Source organism: Hymenobacter aranciens (assembly GCF_030580865.1).
In the GTDB taxonomy this organism is placed as follows: domain Bacteria; phylum Bacteroidota; class Bacteroidia; order Cytophagales; family Hymenobacteraceae; genus Hymenobacter; species Hymenobacter aranciens.
On record NZ_JAUQSY010000002.1, the window covers coordinates 508,015 to 527,170 of the forward strand.

The 19,156-nt window shown below is 62.6% G+C and carries 12 protein-coding genes; 5 read left to right on the forward strand and 7 right to left on the reverse strand.

Annotated elements, in window-relative coordinates; translation table 11 throughout:
- Positions 1-265: 265 nt before the first annotated feature.
- Positions 266-2,755 (forward strand): type I DNA topoisomerase, encoded by a 2,490-nt coding sequence (gene topA / locus Q5H93_RS04325; protein ID WP_305005263.1) that lies wholly within the window; start codon positions 266-268, stop codon positions 2,753-2,755.
- Positions 2,756-2,859: 104 nt separating this feature from the next.
- Positions 2,860-3,711 carry a DUF4846 domain-containing protein gene (locus Q5H93_RS04330; RefSeq protein ID WP_305005264.1) on the forward strand — a complete coding sequence of 284 codons (852 nt, stop codon included), beginning with the start codon at positions 2,860-2,862 and terminating at the stop codon, positions 3,709-3,711.
- 581 nt (positions 3,712-4,292) lie between these two features.
- Here Q5H93_RS04330 and Q5H93_RS04335 read toward each other — a convergent pair.
- Positions 4,293-4,946, reverse strand: a complete 654-nt coding sequence (locus Q5H93_RS04335) for an HAD family hydrolase (RefSeq protein ID WP_305005265.1) — start codon at positions 4,944-4,946, stop codon at positions 4,293-4,295.
- A 185-nt stretch (positions 4,947-5,131) separates the two neighbouring features.
- Here Q5H93_RS04335 and Q5H93_RS04340 point away from each other — a divergent pair, with 185 nt between their 5' ends.
- Positions 5,132-8,359: an HD domain-containing protein gene (locus Q5H93_RS04340; protein ID WP_305005266.1), complete on the forward strand. Its 3,228-nt coding sequence runs from the start codon at positions 5,132-5,134 to the stop codon at positions 8,357-8,359.
- Positions 8,360-8,468: 109 nt separating this feature from the next.
- Positions 8,469-9,032, forward strand: a complete 564-nt coding sequence (locus Q5H93_RS04345; RefSeq protein WP_305005267.1) for a hypothetical protein — start codon at positions 8,469-8,471, stop codon at positions 9,030-9,032.
- Between the two features lie 266 nt (positions 9,033-9,298).
- Here Q5H93_RS04345 and Q5H93_RS04350 read toward each other — a convergent pair whose 3' ends face one another.
- The 4 genes from Q5H93_RS04350 to Q5H93_RS04365 all read right to left on the reverse strand — a co-directional run bounded on the left by Q5H93_RS04350 (position 9,299) and on the right by Q5H93_RS04365 (position 14,956).
- Positions 9,299-10,426 carry a sensor histidine kinase gene (locus Q5H93_RS04350; RefSeq protein WP_369810982.1) on the reverse strand — a complete coding sequence of 376 codons (1,128 nt, stop codon included), beginning with the start codon at positions 10,424-10,426 and terminating at the stop codon, positions 9,299-9,301.
- A 12-nt stretch (positions 10,427-10,438) separates the two neighbouring features.
- A complete protein-coding gene (locus Q5H93_RS04355) occupies positions 10,439-11,755 on the reverse strand; it encodes a PAS domain-containing protein (RefSeq protein WP_305005268.1) in 1,317 nt (438 codons plus the stop codon).
- 166 nt (positions 11,756-11,921) lie between these two features.
- A complete protein-coding gene (locus tag Q5H93_RS04360; RefSeq protein WP_305005269.1) occupies positions 11,922-12,341 on the reverse strand; it encodes a hypothetical protein in 420 nt (139 codons plus the stop codon).
- 125 nt (positions 12,342-12,466) lie between these two features.
- The gene (locus tag Q5H93_RS04365) at positions 12,467-14,956 is read right to left on the reverse strand and encodes a TonB-dependent receptor (RefSeq protein ID WP_305005270.1); all 2,490 of its coding nucleotides are present in this window, start codon (positions 14,954-14,956) and stop codon (positions 12,467-12,469) included.
- A gap of 201 nt (positions 14,957-15,157) precedes the next feature.
- Here Q5H93_RS04365 and Q5H93_RS04370 point away from each other — a divergent pair, with 201 nt between their 5' ends.
- On the forward strand, positions 15,158-15,580 hold the full coding sequence (locus Q5H93_RS04370; protein ID WP_305005271.1) for a pyridoxamine 5'-phosphate oxidase family protein: 423 nt from the start codon (positions 15,158-15,160) through the stop codon (positions 15,578-15,580).
- A 92-nt stretch (positions 15,581-15,672) separates the two neighbouring features.
- On the opposite strand, the gene Q5H93_RS04375 is transcribed toward Q5H93_RS04370, so the two are convergent.
- On the reverse strand, positions 15,673-17,301 hold the full coding sequence (locus tag Q5H93_RS04375) for a T9SS type A sorting domain-containing protein (protein ID WP_305005272.1): 1,629 nt from the start codon (positions 17,299-17,301) through the stop codon (positions 15,673-15,675).
- 81 nt (positions 17,302-17,382) lie between these two features.
- On the reverse strand, positions 17,383-19,125 hold the full coding sequence (locus Q5H93_RS04380; protein ID WP_305005273.1) for a HAMP domain-containing sensor histidine kinase: 1,743 nt from the start codon (positions 19,123-19,125) through the stop codon (positions 17,383-17,385).
- Between the last annotated feature and the right edge of the window lie 31 nt (positions 19,126-19,156).

Sequence of the window (19,156 nt, forward strand, 5' to 3'; positions counted from 1 at the left end):
GAAATCGGCAGGAAGGAGTGGGAAAGCGAGGACGAAAGTACGTTTCTTTGGCCGGAATACGCAAAGGTAGGCGCCCGGTTCGGCCGCGCCGAACTTATTGGCGCGGCACGGTAGTTGAGCCCCTGGCTCTGCCAAATTATAGCTCACCGGGCTTGTTGCTGGGCATTCTTGCGGCATCTTTGCGGCGGTTTCCAACTTTTCGGGCGGGGCCGCCGTTGTTTCTACACCCCATTTTCCACCGGTTGCCCCACCTTTACCCACCCACATGGTCAAGAATTTAGTAATTGTCGAGTCGCCGGCCAAGGCCAAAACCATTGAGGGCTACCTCGGCGCCGACTTCGTGGTGCGGTCGAGCTACGGCCACGTCCGCGACCTGCCCAAGGACAACAATGCCGTCGACATTGCCAACGGTTTTAAGCCGACCTACGTCGTTTCGGCCGATAAAAAGGAATTGATTTCGCAGCTAAAAAAGCTGGCCAAGGAAGCCGAAACCGTGTGGTTGGCGAGTGACGATGACCGCGAGGGCGAGGCCATCTCGTGGCATCTGGCCGAAACGCTGAACCTGAAGCAGGAGAAAACGCGCCGCATCGTGTTCCGCGAAATCACGAAGCCGGCCATCCTGAATGCCATCGCGAACCCGCGCGAAATCAACATCGACCTGGTGAATGCCCAGCAGGCCCGCCGCGTGCTCGACCGCCTCGTGGGCTTCGAGCTGAGCCCGGTGCTCTGGAAAAAGGTGAAAGCCGGCCTGAGCGCGGGCCGGGTGCAAAGCGTGGCCGTGCGCCTAGTGGTGGAGCGCGAGCGGGAAGTAAGCCACTTCCTCAGCGTCAGCGCCTACCGCGTGGTGGCCCGCTTCGATGCCGGGCGTGGCGCGGTGCTGGAAGCCGAGCTGCCTACGCGCTTCAAAACCCGCGACGAGGCCCAGGCTTTCCTGGCCCGCTGCGCAGGCGCTTCGTATCAGATTGAAAGCCTGGACAAGAAGCCGGGGAAGCGCAGCCCCGCTGCCCCCTTCACGACTTCAACCCTGCAGCAGGAAGCCTCGCGCAAGCTGGGCTTCTCGGTGGCCCAGACGATGAGCGTGGCCCAGAAGCTCTATGAAGCCGGTAAAATCAGCTACATGCGAACCGACTCGGTGAACCTCTCGCAGGAGGCGCTGGCCGGGGCCGAGCGCGTGATTACGGCTTCGTTCGGCGCCGAATACGCCCACACCCGCACGTTCAAAACCAAGTCGGCCAGCGCACAGGAGGCCCACGAAGCCATCCGCCCTACCGACTTCGCCGCCGTGAAAGCCGGTTCGGATGCCCAGGAGCAGCGCCTTTACGACCTCATCCGCAAGCGGGCCCTGGCTTCGCAGATGGCCGAGGCCACGGTGGAGCGCACCACGGCCGTCATTGGCATCAGCACGCAGCCGGGCACGTCATTTACGGCTACCGGTGAGGTCATTACCTTCGAGGGCTTCCTGAAAGTGTACGCCGAGAGCAAGGACGAAGACGAGGAGGACGACAGCGCCGCCAGCGGCGAAAGCAGCTTCTCGCGCGGCCTGCCGCCACTGAGCGTGGGCCAGGCCCTGCCCCTGCAAAAGCTGACGGCCACCGAGCGATTTTCGGCCCCGCCGGCCCGTTACACCGAAGCCGCGCTGGTGAAAAAGCTGGAGGAAATGGGCATCGGCCGGCCTTCGACCTACGCGCCGACTATCAGCACCATCCAGAAGCGCGGCTACGTGGAAAAGGACACCCGCGAGGGCAAGGAGCGCAAGTTCCACGTGCTGGAGCTGGCGGGCAATAACGTGCAGACGGAGGTAAAAACCGAGAACTACGGGGCGGAGAAAGCCAAGATGTTCCCGACCGATACGGCCATGGTAGTGAATGACTTCTTGGTGGAGCACTTCCCGACGGTGGTAGATTACCAGTTCACGGCCAAGGTAGAGGATGAGTTTGACCAGATTGCCAACGGCAATGAAAACTGGACGCACATGCTGACGGGCTTCTACGATAAATTCCACGCCACCGTGGAGGCCGGGCAGGACATCGAGCGCAGCACCCTGGGCAGCACCCGCGAAATCGGCAACCACCCCGAGACGGGCGAGAAAATTCTGGCCCGCCTGGGCCGCTACGGCCCCTACGTGCAGCTCGGCGAGGCCGAGGGCGAAACCAAGCCGGCCTACGCCAACCTGCGCAAGGGCCAGTTTATCGAGAGCATTACGCTGGAAGAAGCACTGGACCTCTTCAAGCTGCCCCGCGTGGTGGGCGAGTTCGAGGGCAAGGACATGACGGCGGCCCTGGGCCGCTTCGGGCCGTATATCCGGCACGACAGCAAGTTTTACTCGCTCACCAAGGAGCAGGACCCGCACACCATCACCGCCGAGGAGGGCATCGTCCTCATCGAAACAAAGCGCAAAACCGATGCGGAGCGTCTGATTAAGGATTTCCCCGAAAACGCCGACGTGCAGGTGCTCAACGGCCGCTTCGGCCCCTACATCGTGGTGGGCAAGAAAAACGTGAAGATTCCGAAAGGCGAAGAGCCCGCAGAATTGACGCTGGAACGCTGCCTGGAGCTGGCCGCCGCCACGCCGGACAAGCCGGCGAAGGGCGGACGCTTCGGCAAGAAAGCCGAGCCGGCCAAGGCCGAGAAGGACACCGACGCGCCGACGAAAAAGGCCGCCAAAGCCGCTACGGCCAAGAAGCCGACGGCGAAAAAGGCCACAGCGGCGACCAAGAAGCCGGCCGCTAAAAAGGCCACGGCGAAGAAAGCGTAAGCTGCTTATTAAAGCTAATTGTATAACGAAGCCCGCCCCGTGCGGGCTTTGTTATTTTGAGCCAGTTCCATTCGCTTACTTTAGCAATTCCAACTCTCACTGTCATGCGTCGCTTACTATTTCCCGCTCTGCTGCTGGCGAACCTGCTGGCCGCCGCGGCCACTCCCCCACCCGCCGTTCTTACCCGCCCAACGGCCCTCACCTACCCCTGGCTGCCGGAGGCGGGCCCGGCCACGCTCAGCCCGCTGGCCCGCTTCCCGCCCCCGGCCGGCTGCCGGCGCGTGGCGGTGGCCCCCGGCTCCTGGGGCGAGTGGCTGCGCTGGCTGCCGCTGCTGCCGGCCGGCACCAAGGCCCGCCACTTCGATGGCACGCTGAAAAGCCGGCAGGAAGTGGTGGCCGCCGTGGTGAACATCGACGTGGGCAAAACCGACCTGCAGCAGTGCGCCGACGCCGTCATCCGCCTGCGGGCCGAGTACCTCTTCAGCCAGGACCCCAACAAAATCCACTTCCACCTCACCACCGGCTACGACTTCTGGTTTTCGGACTACGTGGCGGGCAAAACCTTCAAAGTGAAGGGCGAAACCGTGCTGCCCACGCCCAAACCCGCCGAGGCGCCCACCCACGCGGCCCTGGCCCGTTACCTCCTCCCCACCTTTGGCTACGCGGGCACGCTCTCGCTGAGCCGCGAGCTGCGGCGGGTGCCCCTGGCCCAGGTGCAGCCCGGCGACGTGCTCATCCACGGCGGCGCGCCCGGCCACGCCGTGCTGGTGGTGGATGTGGCCGAAAACCCCGTGACCCACGAGAAATTCATGCTGCTGGCCCAAAGCTACATGCCCGCCCAGAGTATTCACCTGCTGCGCACCGAGCGCAGCGCCTGGTTCAAGGTCGAGCCTGAAGAGGTGCAGGTGCTGACGCCAGAATGGCCGTTTGAAACAGATGAGCTGGCGCGGTTTTGAACCACTTCTGCGCTTTGTGTAAAAAAAAACAAGGCACCGGGCCCGACGGCCCGATGCCTTGAAACCCCTTAGCTTACCCAGTGGCGGGCCGCGGCGGCAATTGCCGCCTTAACCAGCTCCAGTATCAGCCACCACCCGAAACCTTTTGGGGCTTCCGGTGGTATAGATTTGCGAAGTACGGATTTAGGCCGTATCTTCGCCGCACGTTTCTTACTCATAGACCGAGAAGTTAGGTGCTAATCCACCTTCTTCTACGAAGCCCTGGCTGTTCCACGAGCCGGGGCTTCACCTTTTCAGGGGGCAGCCGTGTGGCGAGGTGGGAAAACCGTGCGGTAAGACAAAAGTAATACATCCGCGTCTCACAGCTGCATTCGGCGGCAACTGCACCAACCACCTGTTCTTTCGCTCCTATCCCGCTGGCCCCGCTGGCGCGCGTCTCCGACGCGTGCCGACTGGGTTCGAGCCTCTGGCTCGTTACATAGAACGACCGACGCAGGCGGCGCGACCGGGGCGTCTGGAGACGCCGAGCCAGTCGGCACGCGTCGGAGACGCGCGCCAGCAGCCCAGCAGCTCTACCCTAGCTAAATAGCCAGAATACCGGCCGCCGTCAGCTCGTTAAAATGCCGGATAACCCGGTCGGCGCGGTGCAAATCCTGCCCCTCGGAGTGCTCGCTCTGGTAGCCTACGCAGTACATGCCGGCGGCTTTGGCGGCGGCCACGCCGTTGGCCGAGTCTTCGATGACCAGGCACTCGGCGGGCGGCGTGGCGGCCAGTTCGGCGGCGCGCAGAAAGATGGCCGGGTCGGGCTTCGACTGCGGGAAATCCTCCCCGCTGACGAGGTGTCCGAAGTACGGATACAGCCCGAATCGCTCGAACACCATTCCAATCGTGCCCTTCGAGGCCGATGAGGCCACTACCAGCGGCACGTTGTGCGCCCGCAGGTCCTCAATCAGCGCCCGGGCGCCGGGCAGCAGGTCGAGCCCGGCATCCTGGTCGAAGGCGGCGGTGAACAGCTCGCGCTTCCGCCGCAGCAGCTCGTCAATGGACTGCGGCAGCTGGTAATCGGCCTTGAGCTTCTCGAACACGTTGCGCGTCGATTTGCCCAGGGTGGTCGCGTATTCGGCATCGCTCACGGTGATGCCCAGCTCGGCAAACAAGGTGAAAAAAGCCTGGCGATGGACGGGCTCGGTGTCGATGATGACGCCGTCCATGTCGAAAATTACGGTGCGAATCATGTAGGGGGCCGGGGGTGAAGGCGGCGGGGCAAAGGTATTGGGTGGGGACGTAAGGTTTTCGCCGGCGCCCTCACTCCTATCCACTTCTTACGCATCAGTCGCAGTAAGTAATCCCGTCAGATGCTATGCAATGACCAGAAGCCCATACATTGCACTATCATTCCAGTTGCTCTCCGCCTACCACTATGAACCCGGCCCCATACAACGTTCAGCACACCATCCTCTGGCAACGCCTCAATACCGGCTTCCCCGCAACTGGAGTAAACGATGCCAGCATCCTGGCCAGCAATGTAGCCACCCTCTGCGCCGAAGTCAGCAACCGCATGCGCAGCTTCCCCTCGCTGCACCCGCAATACACGCTCCACGATGAAGTCCACCTATTGCGCGTAACCGAGCTAATGGCCCTGGTTATGCCCGCCGAAGTCTTGCAGGCCCTCAATCCCGTCGAAATCACCCTGCTCATCCTGGCCGCCCACTTCCACGACCAAGGCATGGTGCCCGATGCCACCGAGTTTGCCCGCTGGCGCGAAGACAGCCCCAACCCCGACCCCGCCTTCGTTCTGCACCGCCAAAACTGGGCCCTCGACCATCCCAACCTCGAAGCCGTCCGCCGCCAGCTCAACGACCCCACTATTGACGAAAGAGAAAAAGAAACCTGCCGACGCGTTGAAGCCGATTTGCTCAGCGCCATGCTTTCCGATTATCTCCGCATCACCCACGGCCAACGCTCGGCGCAGTTGCTCCGCACCAATTACGGCTCCGACCCACGCCTGCTAGTCCAAGGCGCCAGCCTCACCGATGCCCTGGCCCGGCTCTGCGAATCCCACGTCGGCCCCGTCCCCGCCCTCACCGAAGCCAACGGCTTCCGGGTCGATGAGCGCATCGGCGTCTACTCCGTCAATCTGGTCTACCTGGCCCTGATACTGCGCCTCGCCGACATCCTCGACTTCGACCGCGAGCGTACCCCCGATTCCCTCTACCGCAGCATCGACCTCCGCTCCCCCATCAGCCTCACCGAATGGGCCAAGCACCGCGCCGTCGTCGGCTGGACCATCAGCCCCGATGCCGTCCAATTTACTATGGAATGCGAGCACCCCGCCTACGAGCGCGCCGCCAACCGCTTCATGGACTACATCGATGAGGAGCTCCAAAACGCCACTCAACGCGTCCGCGAGTTTCCCCAGCGGGCCGCCCACTACCGGCTCGACCTGCCCATCAAAACCGACCGCTCCCGCATCAAGCCCAAGGACAACGCCTACATCTACCACGATTTAGAGTTTTCCCTCTCCCGCGATGAAGTAGTCAAGCTGCTCATGACCGACAAGCTGTATGGCTCGCCCTCGCTCTGCGTGCGCGAGCTACTGCAGAACTCGCTCGATGCCCTCCGCCACCGCAAAGCCCTTTTCCAGCGCGACGGCCTCGACTGGCAATTAGGCGAAGTGCAGATGCTTCACGAAGTAGATGCCCACGGCCACGAAGTCCTGCACTGCATCGACAACGGCGTCGGTATGAACCGCGACATCATCCTCAACTTTCTAACCAAAGCGGGCCGCAGCTACTACCGCTCCCCTCTCTTCGAGCAGGAGCGCATCGGCCTCCGCGCCGCTGGTGTTGATTTTGACCCCTGCGCCCAATTCGGCATTGGTTTCATGTCCTGCTTCATGCTGGGCGACCACATCGTTATCCAAACCCGCCGCGACAAGGGACTAGGCCAAGGCCACGACGAACCTTTGATTGTCGAAATTAATGGCCTCGGTGGAATTGTCGTTCTGCGTTCGGGTGATGCAAATCAACCGATAGGTACAACAATTACTATTACTGGCAGGAAGAAGCCACGTTTTATGGACACTCAAGAGGACATAGTACGATTGATTCCTATTTTGAAGAACTATGCACTAGCAACTGAGTTTGCAATAAAAGCTAACTGTACTGTTGAAAACATTGCAGCAACAGTTTCTATCCCTTCCGTTCCTGCAATTTCTCATACACTTCCTGAAATACTAGGGCTCAAAATGTTTAAAACCTTAGAGCAGGATTTTAGCGAACTTAATTCAATGCTGAGCGGAGTTTTACGTGCTAGCTTCTTAGTTGATGATAAAGGAGAGTACGTTTTAGCAAACGAAGAGGCATGCTGGGAAAAAGCAGACAAAGAATATTATGACCAGCCTACATTTCAGCTTCAAGAAGAAGACAAGGAGAAAGAAAGCTTGCAAAGAAATTACAATACAGTGTCTTCAAGCCACGATAATTCTCCCATTGCTTTAGATGGCATATTAGTCACAGGACGTGGAGGGCGCGAGGATTTGTTACCTCGTGGCATGCCTAGCAATCGATTTAATGCAGGCACACATTATGTCGGCTCCTTTAACACTGTCTTTCTTCTTGACATAAGAGGGAACGTCAAGCCTCCGCTAACGCCTGCTCGCCAAGCTCCTGTGAGCTACGGTTTTTCAACACGTAACGGTCGTTGGGGTGCAATAGCGAACTATGTTAATATGGCTGAGGGACGGATTTGGGAGATAGTAGCTCAAGATATACAAGCCCGTTTTAAACCTGAGTTATTCTGGCAACTAGGGCTTATCTACACTCGGTTCTATTCTCCTTTTCAATGGATGCGCCTAGGTAAATGTTGGGAGCATCTTTCTTTTCCTGTTTTGGGTCCTGATAAAACGCCTGAATGGCGACCAGTTGCGGACTTAGGCCTACTGGAAATAGTAGAACTTACCCAAGAACAGGAAGATGATATGCAACAGGACTTCATCTTGTGTACTACTGATGCAAAGTACATCGGCACCTACGCTGGCATTACAGATTGGGGTATGTGGGACGCACAAGAGGAACGTGATGGAATAGCCCAACCAAGTCCATTTCATATTAATACCAGACTCAATTTTTTCGTTATTCTATTAGCGACTTTAGACACACTTAACAATAAGGTGGTTTTACGTCTCCTATCACCTACATCGCCAAATACCACACCTGCCGAAAACATATTGATGGTAGACTATCATGAAAATCTTGCAGCTATCAATTACTCAGAAAGCTTACAATCTTTCCTTTCAGTTCATGCTATTTGTCGGACATCCAACAGAAACCATCCTATTCTAAATTTAGCCATCCAATCTTCTCGTAAAGACAGAGAGAGCTTAAATGATTTTGAAAGATTTACCCTACGTCTCATCTCATGTTTGAGTAACTCAAATAACTCAGACGAGTTGAAATCGCCAGCCGATACAATGAGTCGCCAATACCGCGAACTCGGCGCTCGTTTCCTGGATTTAGACTGGTCCCGCATCCAACCCCAATACCACCCACCCTACAAAATCCGCCTCCTCGACGGCACCAGCGTCGATATAACCCGGGAAGTATTCGAAAGCTGGGCCAATGCCAAGCCACTCCCAGAAGAAGAATAAACTCAAAGCCCCGCCCACTAGCGGGGCTTTTTTTACCCCCTCGCATAATAATTTCAAAACTTCTTCGTAAATATGCCGCCAAATCTCATCATTCAAACTCCTTACTACCATGGCTAAAGCCACCAACGCCCTCACCCAGGGCATCTCCGGCAAAGTGTCCGGCCTCGTGTTCCGCCAGAACGCCAACGGCAGCGTCACCGTCGGCGATGCGCCCCGCCCCTCCACCAAGGCCCCCTCGGCCGGTACCCTGGCCACCCGCCAGCGCTTCCAGCAAGCCGCCTTCTACGGGCGCGCCACCCAGCAAGACCCCGCCCAGAAAGCCGCCTACGCCACCGGCACCGATACCACCATCCAGTCCGGCTACGCCGTCGCCGTAGCCGATTTCCTCAACGCCCCCAATATCACCAGCGTCGACTTCACCGCCTACAGCGGCCAAATCGGCGACCGCATCACCATCCAGGCCACCGACGATTTCGCCATCTCTCACATCCACGTCCTCATCCAGAACCCCGACGGCTCCATCGTCGAACAAGGCGACGCCCTCGCCGACCCCGACGGCTACACCTTCCGCTACACCGCCACCGCCAAAAACGTCAGCCTCACCGGCGACAAAATCACCGTCACCGCCCACGACAACCCCGGCAACGTCACCACCGAGCAGCGCACCCTATAGCCTACTGCCCCGGTTTTATCCAATTTCGCCAAAGCCCTTCCCCGCACCGACATTGGACCTACATGGGAGCTCCCCGCCACCTTCCCAATCTGGAGCCCCGGAGAAATACAATTCCCCTCAACAAGCCCTCTCTCACCGGAGAGGGCTTTTTTTGTGCTTGCGAGGGCATCTCCCCCCCAGCCCCCTCTCCCGCGGAGCGGGGGAGCCTGACGCCAGCGCAAAACCGGTGCCCCCTCTTTTTTGGAGAGGGGGTCAGGGGGTGAGGTTTACCCCGGCAGATACACCGCAAACGTCGAGCCCTCGCCCACGGTGCTGCGCACCGTGATGCGCCCGCCAGCGTTTTCCACCAGGCGCTTCACCATATAGAGGCCCACGCCGGAGCCGGGCACGTGGCTGTGCAGGCGCTGAAACATGGCGAAGAGCTGGTTTTCGCGGCTCAGGTCGAGGCCCAGGCCGTTGTCCTGCACTTCGAGCACCACGTAGGCGCCCTCGGGGAGGGCGCGCAGCTGCACCACGGGTGAGCGGTCGGGGTGGCGGTATTTGAGGGCGTTGCTGAGCAGGTTGAAGACTACCGAGCGCAGGTTTTTCTCGGAGAACGTGACGGTGGGCACGGCCTGCACGTCCACCAGGAGGCGGCCGCCGGTGTCGCGCAGCAGCGGGGCCAGGTCGAGGCGCACGTCTTCCACGACGGCCGCCAGCGGCACGGGGTAGCTGGGCTCGTCGAAGGCCTTGTGCAGCTTGCTCACGTCGGTGAGGTGCTCGATGGTGCGGGCGAAGCGCTCCACCGAGTCCTGCATGAGGCTCAGGATGAAGGGCACTTCGCTGGCGGGGTCGAGGATGGGCAGCTCGGTGAGCAGGGTTTGCACCAGGCCCTCGATGTTGGTGATGGGAGCCTTGAGGTCGTGGCTGGCGGTGTAGATGAACGTGTCGAGGTCCACATTCACGCGAGTGAGCTGCTGGTTGGTGGCCGAAAGCTGCTCGGCCAGGGCCTGGGCCTGCCGGGCGCTGGCGGCCACCGCCTCGCGGGTGCGCACCTGCTCGGTAATGTCGTGGGCAAACACGCGCACGCCGTCGATGACGCCGTGCGCATCGCGGCGGGCCTGGTAAGTGAAGGTCCAGTAGATTTCCTCCAGCGGCTGGCCCTCGTGGCGGGCCATCATGAGCGTCATTTCCTGCATCACTACCGGCTCGCCGGTTTCGTACACCCGGCGGAAAAACCCCGGGATGGGCGTGTCGGCCAGCTCCGGCAGGGCCTCCAGTAAGGGCTTATTGAGCAGCTCGCGGCCCGGGAAAATGCGCTGGTAGGCCGGGTTCACCAGCTGAAACACCAGCTCGGGGCCGTCGAGAATGACGATAGGCGCGGGGGCCTGCATAAACAGCTGCTCCAGCTCCAGCCGCTCGCGCTCCTAGCGCTGGCGGGCCAGCACCGGCGCGGTCACGTCGAAGGCGAAGATGGAAACGCCCGCGATTTCGCCCGCCTCCCGGTAGGCTTGGTAAGTGAAGTTGAAGTAGTACGTGCGCGGCGGCTCGCCCTCGACGGGCGCCCAGCTAAAGGCCTGCTCGGCACCGTAGTACGTGTCGCCGGTCTGGTACACTTGGTCGAGCAGCGCCACGAAGCCCTGGGCGGCCAGCTCGGGTACGGCGTCGGCCGCATCGAGGCCCCGCAGCCGGCGGCCGGGAAACAGCGCCTGGTAGGCCGGGTTGACGTACTCGTAGCGGTGCCCCGGCTCCCGCAGCAGGGCAATGAGGGCGGGGGTTTGCTCGAATATCTGGTAGAAGGCTTCGCGCTCGTGTGCCTGGCGCTGGGCCGTGGCCACCAGCTCGGCGCTGCGCTCGGCCACACGGGCCTCCAGGTCCTGGTTGAGCTGCTCCACCTGCTGGCGGGCGCGCACCAGGTCGGTCACGTCGTAGGAGAAGTTCAGCACCCCGTTTATCTGCCCTTCCGCGTCGCGCAAGGCCAGGAAAAAGAAGTTGTAATACACCTGCTCCAGCCGACCGGTGCGGGTGAAGTCGGCCCGCACCGGCAGGGCATTGGCCACGAAGGGCTCGCCGGTTTCATATACGCGGTCGAGCACGTCGAGAATGCCCTGGTCGACCAGCTCGGGCCAGGCCTCCCGGATGGGCTGCCCCACCAGATTGCGCCCCGGGGCCAGGCGCTGGTAGTGCGGGTTGACGAGCGTAAACCGCTGCTCGGGCCCCTCGTGCAGCGCTACGTGGGCGGGCAGCTGCATCAGCACCTCGTAGAAGCGCTGGCGCTGGCCTTCGGCATCGGCGCGGGCGGCTTTTTCGGCGGCCTGGCTGGCGCGCAAAGCCAGCTCCACGGGCGAGCGGGGCTGGTCGGCGGTGTCGGTGAAGCTCACCAGCAGGGCATCGCCCACCCGGCGGGCAGCCAGGCAGTAGTAGTTGTCGTAGCCGTCGGCCTGGTAGTTGATGTTGTAAGCGCGGGGCTCGCCCGTCACGTAGGCATCGACGTGAAAGTCGAAGGTGCCGTGCTCGCGGCTGTGCGGCCACTGCCCGTGGTGGGTGAGCGTGGGCCGCTCCGGCATCCGCATCATGCGCTGGGCCGCCGGGTTGAGGTACTCAAATTTGAAGTCGATTATCTCCTCCCCCGCCGCGTCACACATCGGCGTGTAAAGAATCACGCCGGTGAGCGACACGGCCAGCAGCTCCCGAAACAGGTCGTCGATGGGAGCAAAAGCGGTGAAATCAACGGTAGCAGACATGGCAGCAGGATTCGGGAAGGAAGGGCTCGGTAAAGCTACGGAATCCGATGGGGAGGGGCGACGGTGACGCTGCCTCGTAGCGTGGGCCAAAGGCCGGTGTCAGCCAACGTTACGAAAAAGCCCCGCCGAATCAGGCGAGGCTTTTTGATTATATTCTGCCAGCAACTCAGTGCTGCTTCTGCAGCCAGGCCGAAGCTTCAGGCTCGTTATCAAACAAGTGGTAGGTGAGGGCGGAGGCCTGCGCATCCTGCATCAGCTGGCTGACGCTCAGGCGGGCAAACACGTCTTCGGCCAGCAGAATGGCCGAGTAGATGCCCTGCGGGCGCTGGTTGGCGGGGTCGAGCCAGTACTCCAGTATCCACTTGCTTTCTTCCTCCGTGAGGGGCGTCATGTGGCGCTGGTCGGCCAGGATGCGGGACCAGTTGCGGCGGTTCAGCAGTTGGGCCGTGTGGGTGAGCAGAGCCTGCAATTCGGTGAGCACCCGCTTGCCGGGCGCGTACACAAACACGGCGTAGCCATTAGGGTGCTCGAGCACGCGCCCGGCGGGGTTTTCAAAGTAAATGGGAAGCCCGGTAGCGAACGGCATTGGATAAAGACAGGAAGAAATAGTGTTCGCACCTACGCCAACGAGCCGGCCGGGGTTGTGGCAACCCGCCTACATTCCGGCAACTACCTGACCCGCCGACGTAGTTTCGAGTGTCCCCCTCGCCCCTACCCACCGATGCTGCCGCCGCCGCGCGACAGCGGCGCCCGGCGCTGCTGCTCGTTGCCGAAGCGGTAGTTGAAGCCCAGCCAGGCCACCCGCGTCTCGCGCTTCGAGTCGAAGTCGGCCTCGTAGCCCACGGCGTAGGAGCGGAACAGCAGGCGGTTGGTGTTGAACACGTCGGACACCCGGGCCGTGATGGTGCCGCGCTCGTGCAGCACGCGCAGGCTGGCCGCCACGTCGGTGAAGTAGATGGGGCGGATGCGGCCCTGCGGCGTCACGGCGGCCGAGTTGAAGGTGCTGGTGAGCTGGATGTCGAGCTTTTTGTGGGGGCTGAGGGTGGTGTTGAGGCGGGCCGTGTAGGCAAAGTTTTGCAGGTCGGCCTCGGTGCCGGTAGTGGCGCTCACGCGGTTGCGGTAGGCCGAAGCGTTGGCCAGCAGGCGCCACCACTTGGTGAGGGGCTGGCTGAGGTTCAGCTCCAGGCCGTAAGTTTCGTTGTGGCCGATGTTGACGAGCGTGTTGCGCGTGACGACGTAGCCGGTGCCCACCGAGGCCGAGTCGTCGATGGAGCGGTAGCGCTGAATCTGGTTCTGGATGAGGCGGTAGAAGGCCGTGCTGGTGAGCGAGGCCCGGCCCCAGCTGAGTTGGTAGGTCAGCTCCAGGGCATTCACGTTTTCGGGACGCAGACGCACGTTACCCACCCGGTAGTTGCGGGGGTCCGAGTAGTTGGCGAAGGGCAGCAGCAGCGGCACGTCGGGCCGGTTGATGCGCCGCGAGAAGCTCAGCTGCAATTCCTGGTCGTGGGGCAGCACTTGGCTGAGCGTGGCCGAGGGAAAGAAGTTGACGTAATCCTGCGGAAACTGCTCGCCGGTGGTGCGCAGCAGGCCGCGCAAGGTGGTGGTTTCCACCCGCAGCCCGGCCTGCACCGAGAGCTTGCGGGCCGTCTCGTTCTGGTACTGCACGTAGCCTGCCTGCACGTACTCATCAAACAGGTAGCTGTTCGAGCGGCTAGCATCGCGCACCGTCACGCCGTCCTCTTCGCGGGTGAAATCAAAGGTGCCATCGGTGTGGCGGTAGGTGCTTTTCAGGCCCGCGTCGAGGCGGCCCTTCTCCCCCAGCGGATAGACGTGGTCGAGCTGCGCCGCGCCCTGGTTGATGGTGAAATGGATATCCTGCTGCTGGAGCAGCTCCCGCGGCTGGCCCTCGTTTTGGCGTTGACGCAGCACCTGCTGGCCGGTCAGCGGCGAGTACACGGCCCCGAAGGTCAGCTCGCGGCGCGGCTTGTCGGCCCAGGTGCGGCGGTAGTCGAGGGTGTAGTCGATGGCCGGGTACTTCGAGGCCACCAGGTTGGTGGCCCGCAGCGGGGCGGCGCTCACCGAGTCGGCGCGGCCGGGCTCGCGGTAGGCGTAGGTAGTGGTGAGATTGGTGCGCAGGTCTTCGGGGTTGCGGTTCCGGTTGTAGCTGGGCTGCAGGGCCACGGTCAGGCTGTGCTGGTCCGAGAAAGCGTAGTCGAAGCCCAGGCGGCCGGCATGGGTGGTGTTGCCGTTGGAGCCGTCGGCCAGTTGGTCCGTCAGCGTACTGATGCGGGCGAAGCGCGGGCCAGTACTCTCGGCGCTGGTGGCCGTCTGGCGCACCAGGGTGCGGCGGTCATAGGTTTCCTCCAGCCAATCGTAGCTCAGAAAGACGTTGAGCTTGCCCTTGCGGCGGTTGAGGCTCAGGGAAGTGTTGTACTTGTCGCCGGTGCCGGCGTTGGCACTCACGCTGCCGTTCACGCCGTCGTCGCGCTGCTTTTTGAGCACGATGTTGATGATGCCCCCGCCGCCCTCGGCGTCGTACTTGGCCGAGGGGTTGGTCATCACCTCCACCGTTTCGATGCGCGAGGCCGGAATCTGGTCGAGGCGGGTGGCGCGGCCGCCGCCGGCCGCGCCGGTCGGCTTGCCGTCGATGTAAATGGTGACGTTGGAAGTGCCGCGCAAGCTCACCTGCCCGCCCTGGTCCACCGTCACGGAGGGGATGTTCTGGAGCACGTTCACCGCGGTGCCGCCCACGCTGGTGAGGTCCTTGGCCACGTTGATAACCTTCTTGTCCAGCCCGTTCACCACCGGGTCGCGCTGGCCCTGCACGGTTACTTCGGCCAGGTCGGTAGCGGCCGGGGCCAGCAGCAGCGGCCCCAGCGCGGCCGTTGGCGCGGCCGCCGTGAGCGTGAAAGGCCGCCGCAGCGGCGCGTGGCCCAGCGCCGAGGCCCGCAAGGTATAGGAGCCCAAGCCCAGCTTATCGAACGTGAAGGTGCCATTTTCCAGCGTCTGGCCGCCGGTGGCGAGGCTACTGTCGGTGGCCCCGGCATGGTAGAGGGCCACGGTGGCAAAGGGCAGCGGCTCGCGGGTTTTCCCGTCGAGCAAGGTGCCGCGCACGGCGCCGGTCTGGGCCACGCTGGCCGTGGGCAATAAGCAGCCGCCCAGCCCCCAGAGGGCCGGTAATAATAGTCCGAAGTGTTTCATTAGGTTGCAGAGAAAAAAGGCTGCCTGGCCGGTTGCGCACCCAGGCTGTTCGCAGCAGTTCGGGCCAACGACACGGCGCTGTGCTGACCGTTGCAAGGCCGGCGGCGGAGGCTAAAACGACTTCGCTCTCCAGACCGGCGGGCGCTCCGGCAACTGCCGCGCCGCCCGCCGCGTACTGCTCCCTCACTCCTTCCCCACCCTATGGCTTCCAAAACCCTGAAAGACATCGCCGCCAAAATGGCGAAGCTCGACCTGACCATGCTCACCACCCACACCAGCCGCGGCCAGCTCAGCACCCGCCCCATGAGCAACAACGGCGACGTGGAATACGACGGCAACTCCTATTATTTCACCTTCGAGGAATCGCGCACTGTGCGCGACATCAGCGAGAACCCGCACGTCAGCCTCAGCTTTCAGGGCGCGAAGCAACTCTTCCTATCCGTTAATGGTACGGCCACGCTCATCCGTCACAAGGCCACCCTGGCCCGGCACTGGCTGCCCGAGCTCAAGCAGTGGTTTCCGGACGGCATCAACACGCCGGGCATCGTGCTGGTACGGGTGCAGGCCCTGCGCATCAAGTACTGGCAGGGCGAGGACGAAGGCGAGTGGCACCAGGGCGAATAGCAGCACTACAGCGCACTTGAGCTTAGCTAAGCAGTAACAACAACGGCCCGCGACAATGTCGCGGGCCGTTGTTGTTACTGCTTAGCTGCTTCTTACGGCGCCACCACCAGCCGCAGGGTCTGGCGGTAGCCCCCGGCCTCCACGGTGCAGAGGTACACCCCGGCGGCCAGCGTCCGCAGGTCAAGCGTCTGCTCCTGCAGGCCAGCGGCCTGCCGCCGCTCGGCCGCCAGGCCGGGCACGGGGCGGCCCATCTGGTCGTGCACCGTGTAGCGCACGGCGGCGGCGCGGGGCAGCGAGTAGTGCAGCTGCACGAGGCCGTGGCTGGGCACCGGCGAGGCCTGCAGGCCCAGCACCGAGCTGGCAGCGCGGGTAGCCGTGGGAATAGCCGGCACGCTGGCCACGTAGCGGGCCAGGCGCATCACTCCGGTCAGCGTTGAGGGGTCGTTGGTTTCAAAGCCGCCCAGAGTCACTACCTTACCTGTCTGCAATACCAGGGAGCTGGCCACCCCAACGGCACTGGGCATGCCCTGCATGTATAGCTTATCTGCGGCGTTGGTAAAGGTGGAGTCGAGCCGGCCGGCAGCGGTGTAGCGGGCCAGCAGCAGCTGATGCTCGCGCGAAGGCCAGGCCTCTTTTCCGCCACCTACCACGATGGCGCCATCGGGCTGCACGGCCACCGCCCGCAAGCCGCCCACCACGGAAATGCTTTGCGCAGCGGCCGTGTTAAAAGCCGTATCGGGCGTGCCATCCGCATTCAGGCGTAGCAGCACGGGCTGGTCACCCCGGTTGTTCACCCACACCCGGCCGGCCAGCACAATCTTGCCATCAGCGGGCTGCACGGCCACACCGTAGCCTTCGGTGAAGCCTGGGCCCGTCACCCCCTGGAAGGTTTTGATACCGTTGATAACCGTATTGCCATTGGTGCCGAAGCTGGTATCGGGGTTGCCGGTAGCAGTATAGCGGCGCACGCTGATGCCGGGAGTGGCATTAGGCGTGGTGCCAAACGTGCAGCCGATAACGATAATCTGTCCGTCGGCCTGCACGGCGATATCATCCAGCCAGGCATCCGCTACCGATACCAGTTGGCCCACCGGCTGCCCCGTGGCGCTCAGCCGGAGCACCCGCGAACCGTAGCCCGAGCCCGTAGCCGGCACCCCAAAAGCCAGGTACTCGCCCGAGGCCAGCTGCACCACGCGGCGCAGCTCCACATACGGGCCATTGTTGGGGTCGGCCACTACGCCGGCCGTGCCAAACGTGGGGTCGAGCACGCCCGCAGCCGTGTAGCGCGCCAGGGCGCGGCTATTGTAAAACCCACCCGTGATGTACCCCACTACCAGCACCTTGCCATCGGCCTGCACCGTCAGGCCACTGGCCACAAATGGGACTGTAACCGTGCCATTGGTCCCGAAAGCGGCATCGGCCACCCCATCCAGCGAATACCGCTGCAGCTGACTGCCATTGCACACCCAGAGGTAGCCCTGGGCCTGCACCAGCTGCCCCATGCGGCTCCAATCATCATGCTGGGCGGTGCTCACATCCGAGAAGCGGCCACCCCGGCCCGATACGCCGGTATTGACGCTGCCATTGGTGCCAAAGCTGGCGTCGGGGCCCACGTAAACGGGCGTTTGAGTTTGGGCCTGAGTAAGCTGGCTGCTAAGTACCAGAGCGGCCACTGCCAGACCGTAGCGGCCACTGCGGCCAAGCGTAGAGGGTGAAAGCATACAAAATGGTAATGAGGTGAGAGAATATGGCTTAGACTGCAAATGTAGCAGCATTTTTCACACTACGAAATAACGTTCTGATTAGGCTAATGTCCCTGCCAACGGCAAGGTAAAATAGAACGTGCTGCCGCTACCCAGCTCACTTTCCACCCACAGCCGCCCGCCCTGCGTGCTGATAAACTCCCGCGCAATGCTCAGTCCCAGGCCCGAGCCGCCGCGGTAGCCGCTCTTGTCGGGCAATTGCGCAAAGCGCTGGAAGATGCGCTCGTGGTGCTCGGCGGCGATGCCGGGGCCGTGGTCGCGCACACTCACCTGCACGAAGCGGCCCGCCACGGCGGCCTGCACTTCCAGCGCCGCCCCCACCGGCGAGTAGCGGATGGCATTGGCCAGCAGGTTGATGAGCACCCAGGTGGTTTTCTCCACGTCGGCGCGGGCAGCGGGCAGGTTGGCGGGCACCTGGGTGCTGAGCTGCAATTGCTTGTCGGCCAGCTGGGGCTGCACGGTGGCCGTGGCGTAGCCAATAACCTCGGCCAGGCTGGTGGCCTGCAAATCAAGCTGAATGCCGGCCCCGGCGTCGAGGCGCGACACGTCGAGCAGCTCGGCCACCATGCGCTGCAGGCGTTGGGTTTCCTGGCGGATGTGGGCGGCCACGCGCTGGCGCTCGTCGGCAGGCAGCCGCTCATCCTGCAGCAATTTGGCATTGAGGCCGATGCTGGAGAGTGGCGTTTTCAACTCGTGCGACACGGTAGCCAGAAAATTGGATTTCAGCTGGTCGAGCTTCTTGAACTCCGACACGTTGCGCAAGGTCAGAATTTGCCCTACGAACTCCAGCTTGCCCAGCTCCTCATTAAAGGCCACCAGCTCCTGCACCGCCAGCCGGTAGAAGGCCTCCTCGCCCTGCTGGGCAATGCGCAGCAGCGGGGCCTCGGCCACGGCCTGCGCCCGGCGGCCGGGCTCGGCCTCCAGCGGCTGCAGCAGCTCGCGCAGCAGGTCGTTGGCCTCGGCCACAGCGGCGGCGGGCTGCCCGATGAGCTCCTCCGCCGGCTGGCTCAATAACGCGCAGGCCACCGGGTTGGCTAGGATGATGCGGCGGTTTTCGTCCAGCAGCAGCAGGCCCTCATCCAGCCCGTTCACAATGCTGGCGGTGCGGTTGCGCTCGGTGATGAGCCCGGCGAGCGTGGAGCTGCGAAACTCCCGCAACTGCCCCAGCATGCGGTTGAAAGCCCGGGCTACGCGACCAAACTCGCTGCCGCTCTCCACCGGGATGCTGGCCGTGAAGTTGCGGTCGGTGGCGTGCTCCAGGGCATTGGTGAGCTGCTGCAGGGGCTGCACGGCGGCTTCGGGCACGCTCATTACCAGCAGCGAAGCCAGCAGCACGGCCACCACCACGCACACCACGAGGTTGCGCTCGGCGGCGGCCGTGGTGCGGGCAATCTGGTCGTTTTTGCGCGTCAGGGCGGCCGTGTTCAGGCGAATCATGCGGTGCGTCTGGGCCCGCAGCTGGCTCAGCGTGGCCGGGGCGGGCTGGCGCTGGTAGGTGGCCAGGCCCCGCGTCAGGCTGTCGACCACCTGCTGCTCGCCGGGCTCGGTCACGTTGCCGGCCTCACGGCGCAGTGCGGCGCCGAAGCGGGTCAGGCCAGTGGTGGGCTGGTCGAGGCCCTGCAGCATTTGTTGGCCTAATTCCACGGAATAAAAGTTGGCCTGCAATACATTGCGGGCGCGGTGGTCAATCTGGCGGATGCTGTAGAAAGCGTAGCCGCCGATGGCCAGCAGCAGGGTCAGCAACCCCAAAAGGCCCAGGGTGATGGTGGTGCGTAAGCTCATGGATAATGAATGTAGCGCGGACTGTGTAGTC